Source organism: Paenibacillus forsythiae T98 (assembly GCF_000520735.1).
Taxonomy (GTDB): domain Bacteria; phylum Bacillota; class Bacilli; order Paenibacillales; family Paenibacillaceae; genus Paenibacillus_AQ; species Paenibacillus_AQ forsythiae.
This window is the reverse complement of the sequence record NZ_ASSC01000762.1, coordinates 1-14,390: the sequence shown is the minus strand read 5'-3', so window position 1 is coordinate 14,390 and position 14,390 is coordinate 1. Positions and strand designations below refer to the sequence as shown.

Here is a 14,390-nt window from a genome sequence, read left to right as displayed (position 1 = left end):
GGCAGGCTGTTCCGCCGCCGGCGGCTGAGTCTGAGTCTGAGCCTGAGTCTGGGGCGCCGAAGAGGGAGCCAGAGTAACGGGCACGTAGATGTATCCCCCCTTGCCATCGCTCTGCACCTGAAGTCCGGTTACCGTCCCGGCCTGGGGCCGGGATACAGGCGCCGCGCCCTGAACACTGCCGGAGATTACGCTCCAGCCGGGAACGGGAGAGGAGACCGTTTCCCCGCTGCCGCCGAACTGTATGCCCACGAGCACGCCTATTCCGACCCAAATTCCGATCGCCGCCATCTTTTTGCCGAAACGAGACATCGCTTTCCACCCTTTCCTTTCTACCTATGCATCCCCGGCCGGGGAAAGTTCTACATTAATGAAACCGACTCCCTCGCCATTTATTGGGCGGCCGGATCGCCGCCCGTTTCGCTCTTGGCCGGCGCCGTCGTTTCACCTTGCGCATTCGCTTTCTCCGCTTGATGGCTGCTCCAGTACAGATCGGCGATGGCGTCGGCCAGCACCTCGGAGGTTGCCTTCAACTCGGCTTCGGTGCTGTCTATGCCGCCCACTTCGATCAGAACGCTGCTTGGCGACATCGACTGGTTATATTCCCCATTATTTCCTTTGCCCGACGACTTGCCCCAAATGCCCCGGGATAGCCCGGGATTTTTCTTCTCCAGCCGCTGGTGAATTTTATTGGCGAATTCCTCATTCTTCTTCCAGTTCTTGTTCGAGCGCCCCAGAATAAAATACACCTGCGCGTAGCTCTTCCCGCCAATGACGGTCGTTGTCTTATCATGCCGCTGCGAGTCACGGTGGATATCGATCAGCTCCGTCATCCCCGCGTTTTCCGCCATCGCTTCTTTTACGGTCACCCGGGAATATTTATAGGAAAAATTCCAGTTGTAGTCGGCAACTTCAGTGGCGTAATCCATTTTCGAGTGAAGGGTGCCGATGCCCCGTTTCTCCAGCCTTTGGGTGATAAAGGAACCGACCAGCATTACATTCTTGGCAGGGTTGGCGGAGTTCGGGCTATCGCTCTTCGTGGAGAGCAGCGGGTTGTACGCTTCGCGCGGATGGGAATGGTAGATCAGAACCCGCTTCACGCTTGTGTCCGAAGCCTCCGTATCCTTTGCGGGAGACGGCGCCGGAGCATCGCTCTCCTCCGGCGGCTGCGTCCCTTGCGTGCCGCCGCCTTCTCCGGGAGTCGGCGCCGGGGTTGCTTCGGCGTCCGGCGTATCTGTCCCACCCGCGTCCGTTCCCGGATGATAGTCGGCCGGAGCGCCCTCCGCTCCGCCGGAGCCTTTTCGCAGCAGCACGGCGTCGTCCGCAGACATGCCCGGCACCTCGCGGGACAGCAGGCTTTTCGGATCGCCGGGGTTCACGCTCGTCAGCAGCTGAAAGACGAAGCTTGTTACTTTCCCGCCTGACAGCGCGGACGGCTCCCTGGTGTCCGGCAGATGCGGCACCTCCATCCCGAGCAGCTCCTTGAATATTCCGCCGGAGAGGGAGGCCGCGAGTCCCTTCATCGAGGGCAGCGGCGAATTGTCCAGCCTCTCTCCGGCCATCCCCCCGGCTCCCAGCAGAATGAAGAAGACCAGGGAACCGCAGGCGAGCAGCAGCATCGTTCTTCCGAGCGCCAGCGCGTCAAGCACCTTGGACCGCACACGGCCGATGTTCCACAGATGAAACCATTTTCTGTTCATTATTGTTATGTCCTCCTCAAGCTCGCTGTAATCTCTCATACTTCAAATCTATGAACGGATGAGAGACGATAGAACGAAAGGAAGAGCAAAAATACTCCAGAGAGAGGAGAGCCTTGGCTTCTCCACAGACATTCTCCGGTTCTTTTCAGGGACTGCGAAGCTTTAGAAGAATGAAAAATGAGCCGGCCCGTAAGGCCCGCTCATCTTAATGTTTATTTCCGGTTTCCGGCGGTTACCTCGATCTTGAACACGGAAGAGGTATCGCCGGCGGAATACATACCGTCCTCCGATTTCCAATAAGCCGATACTCCGTAGTAGTATACCCCTTGTTCGAGAGGTGCCATAAAAGAGTCGCCTTCCATAACAATCTCCGACTGTCCCTCCTTGGTGAACCGAACCAGATTTATTTGATTCGGCTGTTGCTTACCGGCAAGAGGAAAATCGTTCCCTCCTCCGGCTTGCATCCGGCAAGGTCATCTCCTGCGCCGGACTAAAGGCGGGGGGAAAAAGGTCAGTGCGTATACGCGCCGACGTTGCCGGGATCGACAGCTTCATGCAGCGCCGCATTCAGCCCGCTGGCCACAACATTGGCGATATCCTCGATAAATTCGTCAATTTCCTTCGGCGTTACAATCAGATCATGGCCGAGCGGCTCCAGCACCTCCTTGACCAGCGCCAGCCGCTCCTCTTCGGTGATGCTGTCCAGCAGCCCCATAATTTCCTTGGTGCGCCCTTCCGCCCCCCCGAAATGGCTTCTCATCATTTCCAGCACATTGCCGACAATGGTGGAGGCATAGCATACCGTTGGAACCCCGATGGCGATGCAGGGAATGCCCAGCACCTCCCGCGTCAGTCCGCGCCGCTTGTTGCCGATGCCGGAGCCGGGATGAATGCCGATATCGGCAATCTGAATCGTCGTGTTGACGCGTTCCAGCGAGCGGGAAGCCAGCGCGTCAATGGCGATAATGGCATCCGGCTTTGTGCGGTCGACAATCCCCTGGACGATCTCGCTCGATTCAATCCCGGTCAATCCCAGCACGCCGGGAGCGACAGCGCTGACATTGCGGTATCCCGGAGATACCTGATCCGGCGTCAGCTCATAAAAATGCCGGGTAACGAGGGCATTCTCCACCACAAGCGGTCCCAGCGAGTCCGGAGTCACATTCCAGTTGCCAAGCCCGACAATGAGCACGGAGGCGTTCCGGCCAATGCCGATCCGCGCCATAAATCCTTCAAACTCACGGGCAAAAGCCTCGGATACTTTCAGTTGAAGCCCCGTATCTCCGCCCCGCAGTCCGGGAACTTCCAGAGTGACATAATTGCCGATGGCCCGCCCGATTCTCCTTGAGGCATCTTCACTGCTGACGGCAAGCCGGGTGATTCTGATACCGTCCGATTCCACGACTTCTTCATTCACCCCGGGAATGGGCATGTTGTTCATGCCCTGGGCCATCTCCTTCGATTCAATCGCAAGGTCGGTACGCACCGAATACAGCTGCAAATCCAGTTCCATACGTCATGAGCCTCCTATCCTTTTTAAAATATAGATTTCTCCGAGAAACCGTACCGTCTTGCAGGGACAGCGAAGCGGCTTCTTCTTGTCAACTAGTGTGCGGGAGGAAGGGCGTGATTATGCAAAAAGGAATGCGGAAATCCCCCGGTTTGGTTATTGCATTTTGCTATCACACATGCTAAACTATTTTAAGTTGTGAATCATTTGATGGATTCCGAATGCCTTACAGGAGGTGAATGCAATGCCAAACATTAAATCCGCGATAAAACGCGTTAAGACAACGGAAAAACGCCGTGCGCTGAACGTTTCCCAAAAGTCCGCGCTTCGTACAGCTGTGAAAGCTGCCGACCTCGCGCTGGAAGGTACGGAAGTAGAAACTGCTAAAGCCGCTTTCCAAGCTGCTTCCAAGAAGCTGGACAAGGCCGTAACCAAAGGTCTCGTTCATAAAAATGCGGCTGCCCGCAAGAAATCCCGCTTGGCGAAGAAACTGAACGCTCTTTCCGCTCAAGCCTAAGAGCTTCCATAACAAGCAATTGAAGAACCTGACCGCTCCCGATGATGCGGTTCAGGTTTTTTTGTTGTTCAATAGAGCTTTAATGAAGAGATGCTGATGTCCGAGGATGCCGACTTTGGGCGGCGGCTCAAAGCACACGGAAAGCGCTTCGGAAAAAAATACGGGACGTTGACCAAAGCCTACATGATTACCTCCTGCCGAAAGTTCGATCAGGTTGGAGACTGGTATCTGATCAATCATCCGCGGATGATTCTCGCCTACCTGAAGGGCACCGACCACCGGCATGCGGACGAAGCCTATTATGAGAATCAGGCTAGGTAGCCAACAATAGAAGATTGCTATGCTACGCCGGTCTTCCGGCGCCCAGCCGCAGCATGAACAGCTCCAGCCCCAGTACCTTGTCAATTCGGCCCGTCTTCATCTGGTAGTCCAGATCGGCCAGACTGCTCAAAATCTCTCTTAGCTGCTCTCTTCCGAACTTGCGCGCCTGTTCCCCGGCCAGCTTGACGGCATAGGGATGAAGCCCGAGCTGGGAGGCGATCTGTCCCTGGGAATAGCTCTGGGCCGACAGATCCTTGACCTGCAAAATAATCCGGAACTGCCGCGTGATGAGCGCGGCAATCTTGATCGGCTCCTCGCGCTGCTTAAGCAGCTCATGCAGCATCCCGACCGCCTTGTCCAGCCGCAGATTCGCGAGTTCCTCGACAAGCGTGAAGACGTTCTGCTCTGTCCCGCGCGGCACCAGGCTTTCCACAGCCGCCGTATCCACCGTTCCGCCGCTTCCGGCGAACAGACACAGCTTGTCCATCTCGGCCGTCAATCCCTGGAGCCCCGTGCCGGCGCAGGCGATAAGCGCCTCTGCCGCCCCCGGCGCGGCGGTGCAGCCGCGGTCGCGGATGCCTTTTTCCACCCAGCGGAGCAGCTCGTCCGCGCCAAGCGACTGGAACGGCAGCACGATGCCTGCCGATTTCAGCGCTTTGACGATTTTTTTGCGCTCATCCAGCTTATCGCTGTTGACCAGAAAGACAATCACGCTGAATTCGGCGGGATGCGCCAAATATTCCTGAAGGACATCGATCCGGTGCTCCAGCTTGGCGTTATCCTTGCCTGCCGTGAACAGCGAGGCATCCCTTACAACCAGCAGCTTGCGGGGCACCATAAACGGCACAGTCTCCGCTTCCTCCACCACCGCCTGGACCGGCGTCTCGGAGAGGTCGAAAGGAATGACCGCGAAGTCGCGGTCCTCCTTCGGAATCAGTTCGCTCTCCAGGAAAGCCGCAAACTCATTCATGCGGAATTTCTCGCTTCCATATAAACAATATACCGGGGAGAAATTCCCCTGCCTGATTCCCTTGGCCGCTGTCTTGGCATCCATCCCTTGCGTCACTTCCTTTGTTCAAATCTGCCCGCTCATGACGTTGTACGTTTTAATAGTTTAGCAAACAATCGCCCTGCGCGTAAACGGCCCCGGCAAGGCAAAAGCGGAGAAGCTTCGGCTTAAATAGCCGAAACCTCTCCGCCCTTACGCGGCTCATCTATATAAACGACGGAGCGGGAAGCTCTAGAAACTTCCTCAGCCGCCGGTCATACCGATGTTTTTATGCGGGGGACTGCCGCTCCGCAGCAACTCATGTCCTCATGCTTTATTGTATTCGACTGCTCCGCAAAACGTTCCAACTTTTTACTCTTGTGTTGAAGCCGATGGCGATGAGGATGCCGGTCCAGCCGATGGGGCGGCGGGGTCCCGCGGTACGGTGAACGCGCCGCTAACCTCGCCCCCGTCCGTCCTCGTCACGTACGTAAACTGCCGGCTGTCCTCTTTCCATTCTCCCGACACCCAGGTTCCTTCCAGCGCAATCGCGTCGACAGCCTGTCTTCCGTCCGGAGCATTCGCAGCAGTGCGGTAAATGACCAGCTTGCCGTCCTCCACGGTCGCCGTATACTGACCGTCGGGCGACGTCCAGGACGGGGCATCCGGCGGCGTTTCCACAGGAGCTATGCCCATAATTCCCATGTCCATGCTTTTGTCTCTCGGGGCCTGCATCGTTGTATCGGACATGGCGGAGTCGCTAAGACCGCCGCCCTGATCGCCTGAGTCCGCTTCCGGCGGCGCAGACGCATTGGCTGAAGGCCCTGGAGAGTCCATCTTTCTTGAAAACGTTCTGTTCTCGTTGCCCGGATTTGGACTCGCGGCCTGATCACCCCTGCGGTCACTCTGCGCTTCCTTCGCAGAATCGGGCGCAGAGGATTTCACGCCGCCACCCTCCGCATCTTGCCCGCCGCTCTTCGGCGAAGGGCTCTCCGGCGCAGTCAGAGCCGAGTCATCGGTGCTGCCGGCACCGCTGTTTTCCTCACTCCCGGCAGCGACTCCGCTATCCAGCTCCTGAGCCGCCTCCGTTCTGGAATTCGCTTCGCTGCCGTTCGCCGCCGAATCTGCATTCTCCTTAAACCCGGTGTTGCTCTTCAGCATCAAATCCGCCTGCGCGCCCGGCAGCTTCTCCGGCATATTGAACACTGCAATACCCAGTATAACCGCCGCGGCGGCAGCGCCTATACCAAAACGGCCGGCCAGAGAGGAACTCCGGCGGGTCTTCGCCCGCGACGCCTTGCGGCTCATTCTCGGCGCGGCGTCCGTCTCTCCCGCGAGCGGAACCGCCGCCGCGCCCTTTTCTCGGTCGATGGCCTCAAGCTTCGGCAGAATCGAATCCACCAGGCTGAAAGGGGGACTCACATCGGGAAGCCGCTCCAGTTCACCGGAGAGCGCACTCAGCCGTTCGAACAATTCCGCGCAGGCAGGACAATCGTCGATATGGCGGAACATTTCAAAGCTTTCGTCCCGGCTCAAATCATGATCCAGATAACGATGCATCCATTCCATCACCTCCGCGCAGTTCATCCCGATACACCACCTTTCTGGTACTCCTGAAGTCTGTTTTGCAGTTGCTGCCTCGCCCTGAACAGGTAGGATTTCACCGTATTCAGCGGAAGGTCCAGACTGTCTGCAATCTCGTTGTAAGAAAAATCCTGCAAATAACGCAATACGATAACCGTCCGGTGATGCTCCGGCAGCTGGTCAATGGCCTCGCGGATGTCCTCCGCCAGATACCCCGAGAGAACCTCGCGCTCCACGTCCTGCTTATCCTTGAATATCATTTCATGCTCGTCGATCGAAACGGTCGGCTTCGTTTTCCGAAATTTATCTATGCATATATTGGTTACGATCCGCTGAACCCATGTCTTGAACTGGGCTTTCTCCTCATAGGAGCCAATCTTCGTATAGATCCGGATCAAAGCCTCCTGCGAGGCATCCAGCGCATCCTGTTCATTATGCAAAATGTAAAAGGCCGTCTTGTATACCTGGCCTTCAATTTCTCGCAATAGGGTGATTAGAGCGTCGCGATCGCCCGATTGAGCGGCTCTGACGAGTCCCTGCTCCACCACGAAGGTTCCCCCTCTCTATGCAATCTTACAGACGCGCAAGATCGCGGAATTGTTGCAATCTGTAACAATATTTTAGAATACCATATTTGGATACATACGCCACCAGTGACGTAAGCGTTTCATTTATGCCCGGCGCGCAATGGCTGCCTATCGGCTATAATGAAGCTTGTTTTCAAGGCGCACACTTTTCTTAGCATACAGGGAATGCCTGCGGCAATCAAACGTTCCGCCAGCCTAATTTTATTACAAAACTGACACATTGATATATTCGGATGAAAAAAAAAGAGCTGCCAATTTCCGGTTTGATATCACTTGTTTCGCCCGGAGTCGATTCCAGAATAGGTTAAATCCATCGATAAATTATTTTATTAAAGTTTAGTAATAAACAAGCTGGACACCTGCGGAAATCGTATATAAGCATGTCCATTATTCAATATTCTTCTTGTCTAAAATACTATTAAATATAGGAACCAGATAAGCGTATACCCGATTTCTCTGCTGAAAACCCGGTAAACTCATCTTTATAGCCGTTGTACAAAACCGGTTTATGTGCTACCTTCAAAACATAGTTAATCAAACAAGAATTAATCCCTATCCCTTAGGAGGAATCGGCATGAGCAAATATCTGGACGTGGTCACTTTCGGGGAGCCGATGGCCATGTTTTACGCCAATGAGGAAGGACCGCTCGACGAAGTAAATTCTTTCTCCAAAGCTTTGGCCGGAGCGGAGAGCAATGTGGCCACAGGCTTATCGCGTCTGGAGCATAAAGTTGGCTATGTAACCAAGCTGGGCGAGGACAGCTTCGGATCTTTCATTATCAAAGCGCTGAATACAGAAGGCATCGATACCTCAAGCATCTCCTTCACCCGCGAATTTCCGACCGGAATGCTCATCAAATCCAAAGTGGCTTCGGGCGATCCCAAAGTAGAATATTTCCGCAAGCGCTCGGCTGCCTCAAGACTTGGACTTGCCGATTTCGATCCAGCCTATTTCGCCTCGGCGGGACATCTTCATGTGACCGGCATTTCCTCGGCGATCTCCAGGGAATGCCATGAGTTCTCCGTTCACGCCATGGAGTTCATGAAGCGGAGCGGCAAGACCGTATCGCTTGATCCCAACCTCCGCCCGTCTCTTTGGCCGGACACCAAGACGATGGCAGACACGATTAATGACCTTGCCACCCGCTGCGACTGGTTCGTCCCGGGCCTTGGCGAAGGACGGATTCTGACGGGGCTTTCGGCGCCCGAGGAAATCGCGTCTTACTATTTGAATCTGGGCGTATCCCTGGTCGTTATCAAGCTGGGGCCGGAAGGCGCCTATTACAAATCATCCGATTCGGAGGGCTATGTACAGGGCTTCAAGGTCGAGCAGGTCATAGACACGGTAGGCGCAGGCGACGGCTTTGCCGTCGGTGTCATCAGCGCGCTGCTGGAGCAGCTTCCGCTCAAGGAAGCGGTGCGGCGCGGCAACGCCATCGGCGCTTTGGCGGTCATGTCTCCCGGCGACCGGGACGGGCTGCCGACGCGCGAGCAGCTTGAGCGGTTTATACGCCATGGTTCGGTCTGACCAACGTACAGTTGTTGCGGGGGATATCACTCCGGATGGCGGGGTGATGCCTGGAAGCAAACCGTTTTATTGGGAATCTGGCGCCGCTTGAACCGAATTCCCCGGCTGAAGGGACGGGGTGAACCGGTAAGTAATCGGCACGGTAGAGCCCGTGTCTTCTATGCCGGATAGGATGATTTTGGCAGCTTGCAGCCCCATTTCATACGCCGGCTGGCGGATCGTCGTAATTGCGGGATTATAGATCGCCGCGAATTCCGCGTCGTCGATGCCGATAACCGATAAATCACGCGGGATGGACAGGGCGCGTCTATTCGCATACTTCAGCATTTCAGCAAGCGCTATATCGTTGGCCGCCAGCAGGGCGGTCGGAGGCTCGGGCAGAGACAGCAGACGCTCCAGCGCTTCCGCCATGTCTTCCCTGGATGCGCTGCATACATAATCGTCCCGCCACTGATGCCCCGCTTCTTCAACCGCCTTTTTGTAGCCGCTGATCCGTTCCTTGCGCGGTGTAATCGCATAGCCTCCAACCGGCAGTGTCAAAAGCGCGATTCGCTCATGCCCATACCGGATAAATTCTCTAAAGGCTGTCCTGACCGCCATTTCATTGTCCAGCAGCAAGCTCTGCGTCGCGACGCCTTCGACAAGCCGGTCCATGAACACCAGCGGATATTTTTGTTCGATTAGACGATGGTAGAGGAAGGGAGTATCTCCCGTGGGGAAAATGACCAAACCGTCCACCTGCCGGGCCATCAGCGTCTCGATATATTTGGCTTCCTTCTCCGTATTCTCGTCGGCGTTGCAGATAATCACCTGATTGCCGCTGAGCTGAAGCTCGTTCTCAATCGCCCGGATACATTGAATGGACAGAGAATAGTTAATATCGCCCACAATGACCCCGACCGTGTTCGTCCGGTTTCGCTTCAGGCTGCGCGCCAGGCCGTTCGGCTGATAATCCAGCTCGTCAATCACTTCGGCAATCCGCTTTCTCGTCGCCTCGCTCATATACTTATAGCGCTTGTTCAGAAACTGCGAGACGGTGCTTTTGGATACGCCCGCCTTTTGCGCCACATCTTCAATGGTTAATTTTTTCATCCTTTTCGCTCCAAGCTGTACTAAAAAATTCACTCTTTATCTAAAAGTATAGCTTCTTTTTAGTAAATTTACTATATTACCATTCTCCTATGTGAATCGTATAGTATCGTTGATAATAACTGCAAGCGAGATCCATAGATCGAATAGATATATGAGCTTTTTATGTAAAGGAGACCTGATAGCCGATGAAAAAAGCCTTCATAGCCACCTTGGTTGCGGTCGTATTTTTGCTTCCCTCCTTCTCACCGTCTTATGCTGCGTCACAAACCGTCCCCGTCCATTTAAAGGCCGGAAAGTTTTTCATTTTATACACTGCTCCCGGCGCACCTTTTGTTGATAAAAATAATAGACTCCTGATCCCTTTACGTTCGATCTCCGATCTGTTTGGAGCCAAGGTCAGCTATTCGAATTTGGAAAAAGCGGCTTCGTTAGAATGGTTAGGGCATTCTTTTCAATTTAAAATCGGCTCGAAAATCGCATGGGTTGATGGAACTGAAAGTTCAATGGATACAACCCCGATTTTGAAGCAGGGAGCTATGTTTTTGCCTATTCGCTTATTTTTAGATCATACGGATATTAAATATATCTACGACCAAAATAATCAACTGCTGCATATCACGGATGAGAAAATACTGACAGGCTATGAATTCACTTTCTTTAATGATTCAGACTCGAATAAGGATTTCCAGGATGGCAATATCATGTTAACTTCCTATACGATCGAGCGGGCCAAACAATCTTCCAAAATCACCATTTTCGCGAAAAATATATCTAAACGGGTCATTAAAGCGGGCTCAGCCGATATTAATCCTTTAGCTCATTTCTCGGACACCATTTCCGTAGATCCCTATTCTCGTTCATCGAGACCCCCATTAAAAGAAATCAAGAGCGGGGAAACCAGCACGATCACCCGAACCTATGGGGCAGATCTGAAATATGTGATATCGGTAGCAAGAAACAAGTAACACTATTGAAAGATCAAAGGATGTCTTAAAAAGTCGCGTAAATCGCGGCTTTTTTCACGAAAATTTCTAAGTATGAAGCACCGTTTAAGAGCACATCAAAGCAAATCTCTCCCTGTAGTTCTTAAATCAAAGCTATTCAGCCTCAAGCTTATGCCTGACCTGAATTTCCCCTTGCCGTATCCGCATCTGGATCTCCCCCTGCTGGTCGGTTCGGTACACAGGCATTCCCCTTGTATGGAAGCGCTCCAGAGTCTCGCCGCTTGGATGACCGTACAGGTTATGAACACCGGCGGAGACAACGGCTGTAAGAGGACTCCAGTATTGGAGCCAAGCTGCGCTGTTTGAGCTTTTACTGCCGTGGTGGGCGGCTTTCAGCACGTCGACGGCGGAATTCCCGCCGAGTCCCTCTAGTGGGTTGGCTGCCATTATGCGCTCCTCGGTCTGACTGTCTATATCCCCTGTAAATAAAAAGCTCCTCCCGCTCACGTCGAGCTTGAATACGACGGATGCCGGGTTCTGTTTCTCCAGAACCGGAATTGCTCCATCGTCCAGCTTCATCGGCTCGGGCCATAAAAAGGACAGCTTCGAGGAATCGTCCGGGGACAGAGCCCTCCCCCGATGAACGCCGTACAGCCTGACGCCCCGCTCCACGGCTGTCTTCATCAGCTTGACATAGTCCTCGCGCTCCGCAAGCGTCCCGTTGAACAGCAGCGCCGAGACCGGGATTTCCTCCAGCACGGCCTGAAGGCCGCCTGCATGGTCCTGGTCCCCGTGCGACAAGATGACCGCATCCAGCCGGTGGATGCCGCGCTTCTTGAGCAGCGGGACAAGCGTCTTGGCCCCGACTTCATAGGGGCTGCGGCGAATACGCCATTCCTCCCGGTGTCCAAAGCTCACCGTCCCGCCTCCGTCTACAAGAATATGGGCGCCTCCCGGCGTCGTAATCAATATGCTGTCTCCCTGCCCTACATCAAGAAAGCTGACGGAGCCTTCCGGAGACAATCGCTCCGGGCGGTATCCCGTATAGAGCAGGAAGACCAAACCCGCAGCCAGCGCAGCGGCGGCGATCCGGCAGCGAGCGAGCGTTCGGTTCTGCTGAGAATCGCCAGGATACGTAGCGGCGGAAGGCCGCGCCCCTAAATGCGGACGCAGCCCTTCAAGGGGCCTCGTCTCGTCATCCGTATACAGCGGCGCGTTCAGCGTATCCGCATGATGCTTCAAGACACGCAGCATACCATACAGCAGGGCGTAGTACAGCCCGATCCATACAAGAGAGGGCGAGCTCCAAATCGTCACCCCCGCGTAGCGACCAGTCCACTCTACCGCGCCGAATGTCGCGTCATTCATCCATTCAACGGTATGAGCCAAAGCCCCCGCACCGCCAGGCCATACCCTGCCGAGCAGCAGCGCGGCCGTCCCGGCCGGCAGTACGGCGAAGGTGATAAAGGGGACGAGCACCAGATTGGCCGCGAACGACAAAGCCGCGAACTGATTGAAGTAATATATCGTCAGCGGAAACGATACAAGCTGGGCAACCAGCGTGACTGCAATCCCGCTTCCAAGCCTGCGGGGCAGAAAGGAAACCAGCGGCACCGCCAGCGGAACGTATATCATGAGTCCGGCCGTGACGAGGAACGACAGCTGAAAGCTGACGTTAAGCAAAAAGTACGGCTCCCAGATCAGCATCAAGAGCGCGGAGGCGCTCAAAATATGCATGCCGTCCTTCAGCACACCCATGCGCGCCGCATACAAGGCGATCATGCTCATCAGTCCCGCCCGTACGACGGAAGGACCCGCCCCGGAAAGGAGCACATACGCGGGAATAAGCAGCAGCGTCACAGTCAGCGCCCTCTCTCTGGTGAACCTGAGCCGCGACAGGACAAACAGCAGGAAGCCCGCGTACACGGCGACATGCATCCCCGAAATGGCAAGAATATGGGTAAGTCCGAGTCTGGAGAACTGCCGGTACGTCTCCGGATCAAGCTCGTCCTGCATTCCGATAATAAGCCCCTTTAAATATCCGGCGTCCTTCTCCCGGAACAGGGATTCAAGCTCCGCTCCCAGCCCCGTTCGAACGGCGTCGTTCCAGCGCAGAAGTGTGCGGAAGCTCCATTTACCGGGCCGCGCCGCCTCTACTTGCCCGGTCCCGTCCACTTTCAGCATCCAGTGAATATGCCGGTTCCGCAAATATTCGCGGTAATCGAACCCGCCGAAATTTCGGGCGGCGGAAGGGGACGAAAGCGCTCCATCCAGAGCAACATGGTCTCCTCTTCTCCAAGAAGCCGCAACCTCGATCTCCTGCTCGGCCTGGAGCTTCAGCTGCACGGCGATTTTCTCCCCATGGGCTGATTGGGCGGCGCTTCCGGCAACGGCGCTTGTTCCGCCTTGATGAAGCGACGCGGGCTTGCTCTCCTCACCAACCGGCATGGAACCTCCCTGCGCGTCAAGCGGCCGGATGGTCTCCAGCTTCACCGTAAAATCAACCCGGTCCCCATCCCGTTCCACGGTTGACACAATGATTCCTTCAGCGTGAACCGCCAGCTCCTCCAGCCGCGCGGAAGGGAGTTCAAGCGCCTGCGGAAGGACACTTTCATTGCGCAGGTCGTTCCACTCCCAGTACGCCCCGCCCGCAGCAAGCGCAGCCCACAGCAGGATCAGATGCTTGCGGCTCCATCTGCCTGACAGCAAGGCGGCCGCAAGCAGCAGCGACGCTCCAGCCCATGCCATGAGCAGCCTTTCTGTAGGCAGCATGCTTGCGGCTCCATTTCCGATCACCCAGCAGATGACCAAATAGAGCAGCGGTCTTCTTGTCATTGCTATCCCTCCTTTTCCTGCAAAATACCAAATTGGATAAATTCCAAAAAAAGAACCCCTGCTAACGCATAAATGCGTGAACAGAGGTTCTTCCTCCTGGCTAATTCATCATTCGCTTAGATCATATATCCGCCTTAATCCGATACGCCCAGCACCGTCTCGCGGGGAGGCTCATATCCTTCCAGCCGGCGAAACTCGATGCCCTTGGAGGCCATCATCGCCCGGACCTTCTCCGTGTCCTTCGGGTAGCTCCGGTGATAGACAATTTCGACAACGCCGCTGTTGGCCAGCATATTCGCGCAGGTCCAGCAGGGCTCATCGGTCACATATACCGTACTGCCTTCCCGGTCGATCCGGTCCGTAAAGAGCAGCAGATTCTGCTCCGCATGAATTGTGCGGATGCAGCGCTGCTTCTTGACCATCGTTTCCACGCCGTCTACAATCTCAAGCTCATACTGTTCGGAGATCATGCAGCCAGCTTCGGAGCAGTCCGGCACTCCCATTGGAGCGCCGTTATAGGCAGTGCCGAGCAGCTTCTTGCCCTGGACAAGCACGGCGCCGACATGGCGGCGCGGACAGCGCGAACGGGTCGAGACCATAAAGGCGATGTCCATAAAATACGTATCCCAATCCTTGCGATAGGCAATGGTCATTGTCGTTCCCCATTCTCTCCAAAATCGTCGTTAACTATTGTAGCATATCCTCGCAGCCGGGCAATATAACATCCATCGCGTCTATCAAAATAAAATATAAGACCGTAGCTTCTCCAGCATCTTTGGACCGATTC

12 protein-coding genes and 2 pseudogenes are annotated in these 14,390 nt (G+C 55.1%); 4 read left to right on the top strand and 10 right to left on the bottom strand.

What is annotated here, in order from left to right; genetic code table 11:
- The 4 genes and pseudogenes from L692_RS0123240 to gpr form a co-directional block, all read right to left on the bottom strand.
- A pseudogene (locus L692_RS0123240) lies at nucleotides 1–309 on the bottom strand (hypothetical protein); the annotation flags it as partial.
- An 80-nt stretch (nucleotides 310–389) separates the two neighbouring features.
- Nucleotides 390–1,697 carry a stage II sporulation protein P gene (locus L692_RS0123235; protein WP_025702354.1) on the bottom strand — a complete coding sequence of 436 codons (1,308 nt, stop codon included), beginning with the start codon at nucleotides 1,695–1,697 and terminating at the stop codon, nucleotides 390–392.
- 212 nt (nucleotides 1,698–1,909) lie between these two features.
- Nucleotides 1,910–2,161, bottom strand: a complete 252-nt coding sequence (locus L692_RS0123230) for a hypothetical protein (RefSeq protein WP_025702353.1) — start codon at nucleotides 2,159–2,161, stop codon at nucleotides 1,910–1,912.
- 47 nt (nucleotides 2,162–2,208) lie between these two features.
- Complete coding sequence (gpr, locus tag L692_RS0123225) at nucleotides 2,209–3,210, bottom strand: GPR endopeptidase (protein ID WP_025702352.1); 1,002 nt, start codon at nucleotides 3,208–3,210, stop codon at nucleotides 2,209–2,211.
- 241 nt (nucleotides 3,211–3,451) lie between these two features.
- Here gpr and rpsT point away from each other — a divergent pair, with 241 nt between their 5' ends.
- Together rpsT and L692_RS0123215 are read left to right on the top strand one after the other, a co-directional pair.
- Nucleotides 3,452–3,724 carry a 30S ribosomal protein S20 gene (gene rpsT / locus L692_RS0123220; RefSeq protein ID WP_025702351.1) on the top strand — a complete coding sequence of 91 codons (273 nt, stop codon included), beginning with the start codon at nucleotides 3,452–3,454 and terminating at the stop codon, nucleotides 3,722–3,724.
- A 78-nt stretch (nucleotides 3,725–3,802) separates the two neighbouring features.
- Nucleotides 3,803–4,045: pseudogene (locus L692_RS0123215) on the top strand (glycosyl transferase family 2); the annotation flags it as partial.
- Nucleotides 4,046–4,067: 22 nt separating this feature from the next.
- Here L692_RS0123215 and holA read toward each other — a convergent pair.
- The 3 genes from holA to L692_RS0123200 form a co-directional block, all read right to left on the bottom strand.
- Nucleotides 4,068–5,099: a DNA polymerase III subunit delta gene (holA, locus tag L692_RS0123210; RefSeq protein ID WP_025702349.1), complete on the bottom strand. Its 1,032-nt coding sequence runs from the start codon at nucleotides 5,097–5,099 to the stop codon at nucleotides 4,068–4,070.
- A gap of 306 nt (nucleotides 5,100–5,405) precedes the next feature.
- A complete protein-coding gene (locus L692_RS0123205; RefSeq protein WP_025702348.1) occupies nucleotides 5,406–6,620 on the bottom strand; it encodes a zf-HC2 domain-containing protein in 1,215 nt (404 codons plus the stop codon).
- Nucleotides 6,617–7,165 (bottom strand): RNA polymerase sigma factor, encoded by a 549-nt coding sequence (locus L692_RS0123200; protein ID WP_025702347.1) that lies wholly within the window; start codon nucleotides 7,163–7,165, stop codon nucleotides 6,617–6,619. The genes L692_RS0123205 and L692_RS0123200 overlap by 4 nt, the downstream gene beginning before the upstream one ends.
- A gap of 613 nt (nucleotides 7,166–7,778) precedes the next feature.
- Between L692_RS0123200 and L692_RS0123195 the strand changes: the two genes are divergently transcribed.
- Complete coding sequence (locus L692_RS0123195; RefSeq protein WP_025702346.1) at nucleotides 7,779–8,732, top strand: sugar kinase; 954 nt, start codon at nucleotides 7,779–7,781, stop codon at nucleotides 8,730–8,732.
- 66 nt (nucleotides 8,733–8,798) lie between these two features.
- Here the strand turns inward: L692_RS0123195 and L692_RS0123190 are convergent, their stop codons facing one another.
- Nucleotides 8,799–9,824, bottom strand: coding sequence for a LacI family DNA-binding transcriptional regulator (locus tag L692_RS0123190; RefSeq protein ID WP_025702345.1), 1,026 nt, complete (start codon nucleotides 9,822–9,824; stop codon nucleotides 8,799–8,801).
- A 185-nt stretch (nucleotides 9,825–10,009) separates the two neighbouring features.
- Between L692_RS0123190 and L692_RS0123185 the strand changes: the two genes are divergently transcribed.
- Entirely contained in the window at nucleotides 10,010–10,789 is a 780-nt protein-coding gene (locus L692_RS0123185; protein ID WP_025702344.1) for a copper amine oxidase N-terminal domain-containing protein, read from the top strand.
- 132 nt (nucleotides 10,790–10,921) lie between these two features.
- Here the strand turns inward: L692_RS0123185 and L692_RS0123180 are convergent, their stop codons facing one another.
- A complete protein-coding gene (locus L692_RS0123180; protein WP_025702343.1) occupies nucleotides 10,922–13,603 on the bottom strand; it encodes a ComEC/Rec2 family competence protein in 2,682 nt (893 codons plus the stop codon).
- 134 nt (nucleotides 13,604–13,737) lie between these two features.
- Nucleotides 13,738–14,256 carry a deoxycytidylate deaminase gene (locus tag L692_RS0123175; RefSeq protein ID WP_025702342.1) on the bottom strand — a complete coding sequence of 173 codons (519 nt, stop codon included), beginning with the start codon at nucleotides 14,254–14,256 and terminating at the stop codon, nucleotides 13,738–13,740.
- Nucleotides 14,257–14,390: the final 134 nt, after the last annotated feature.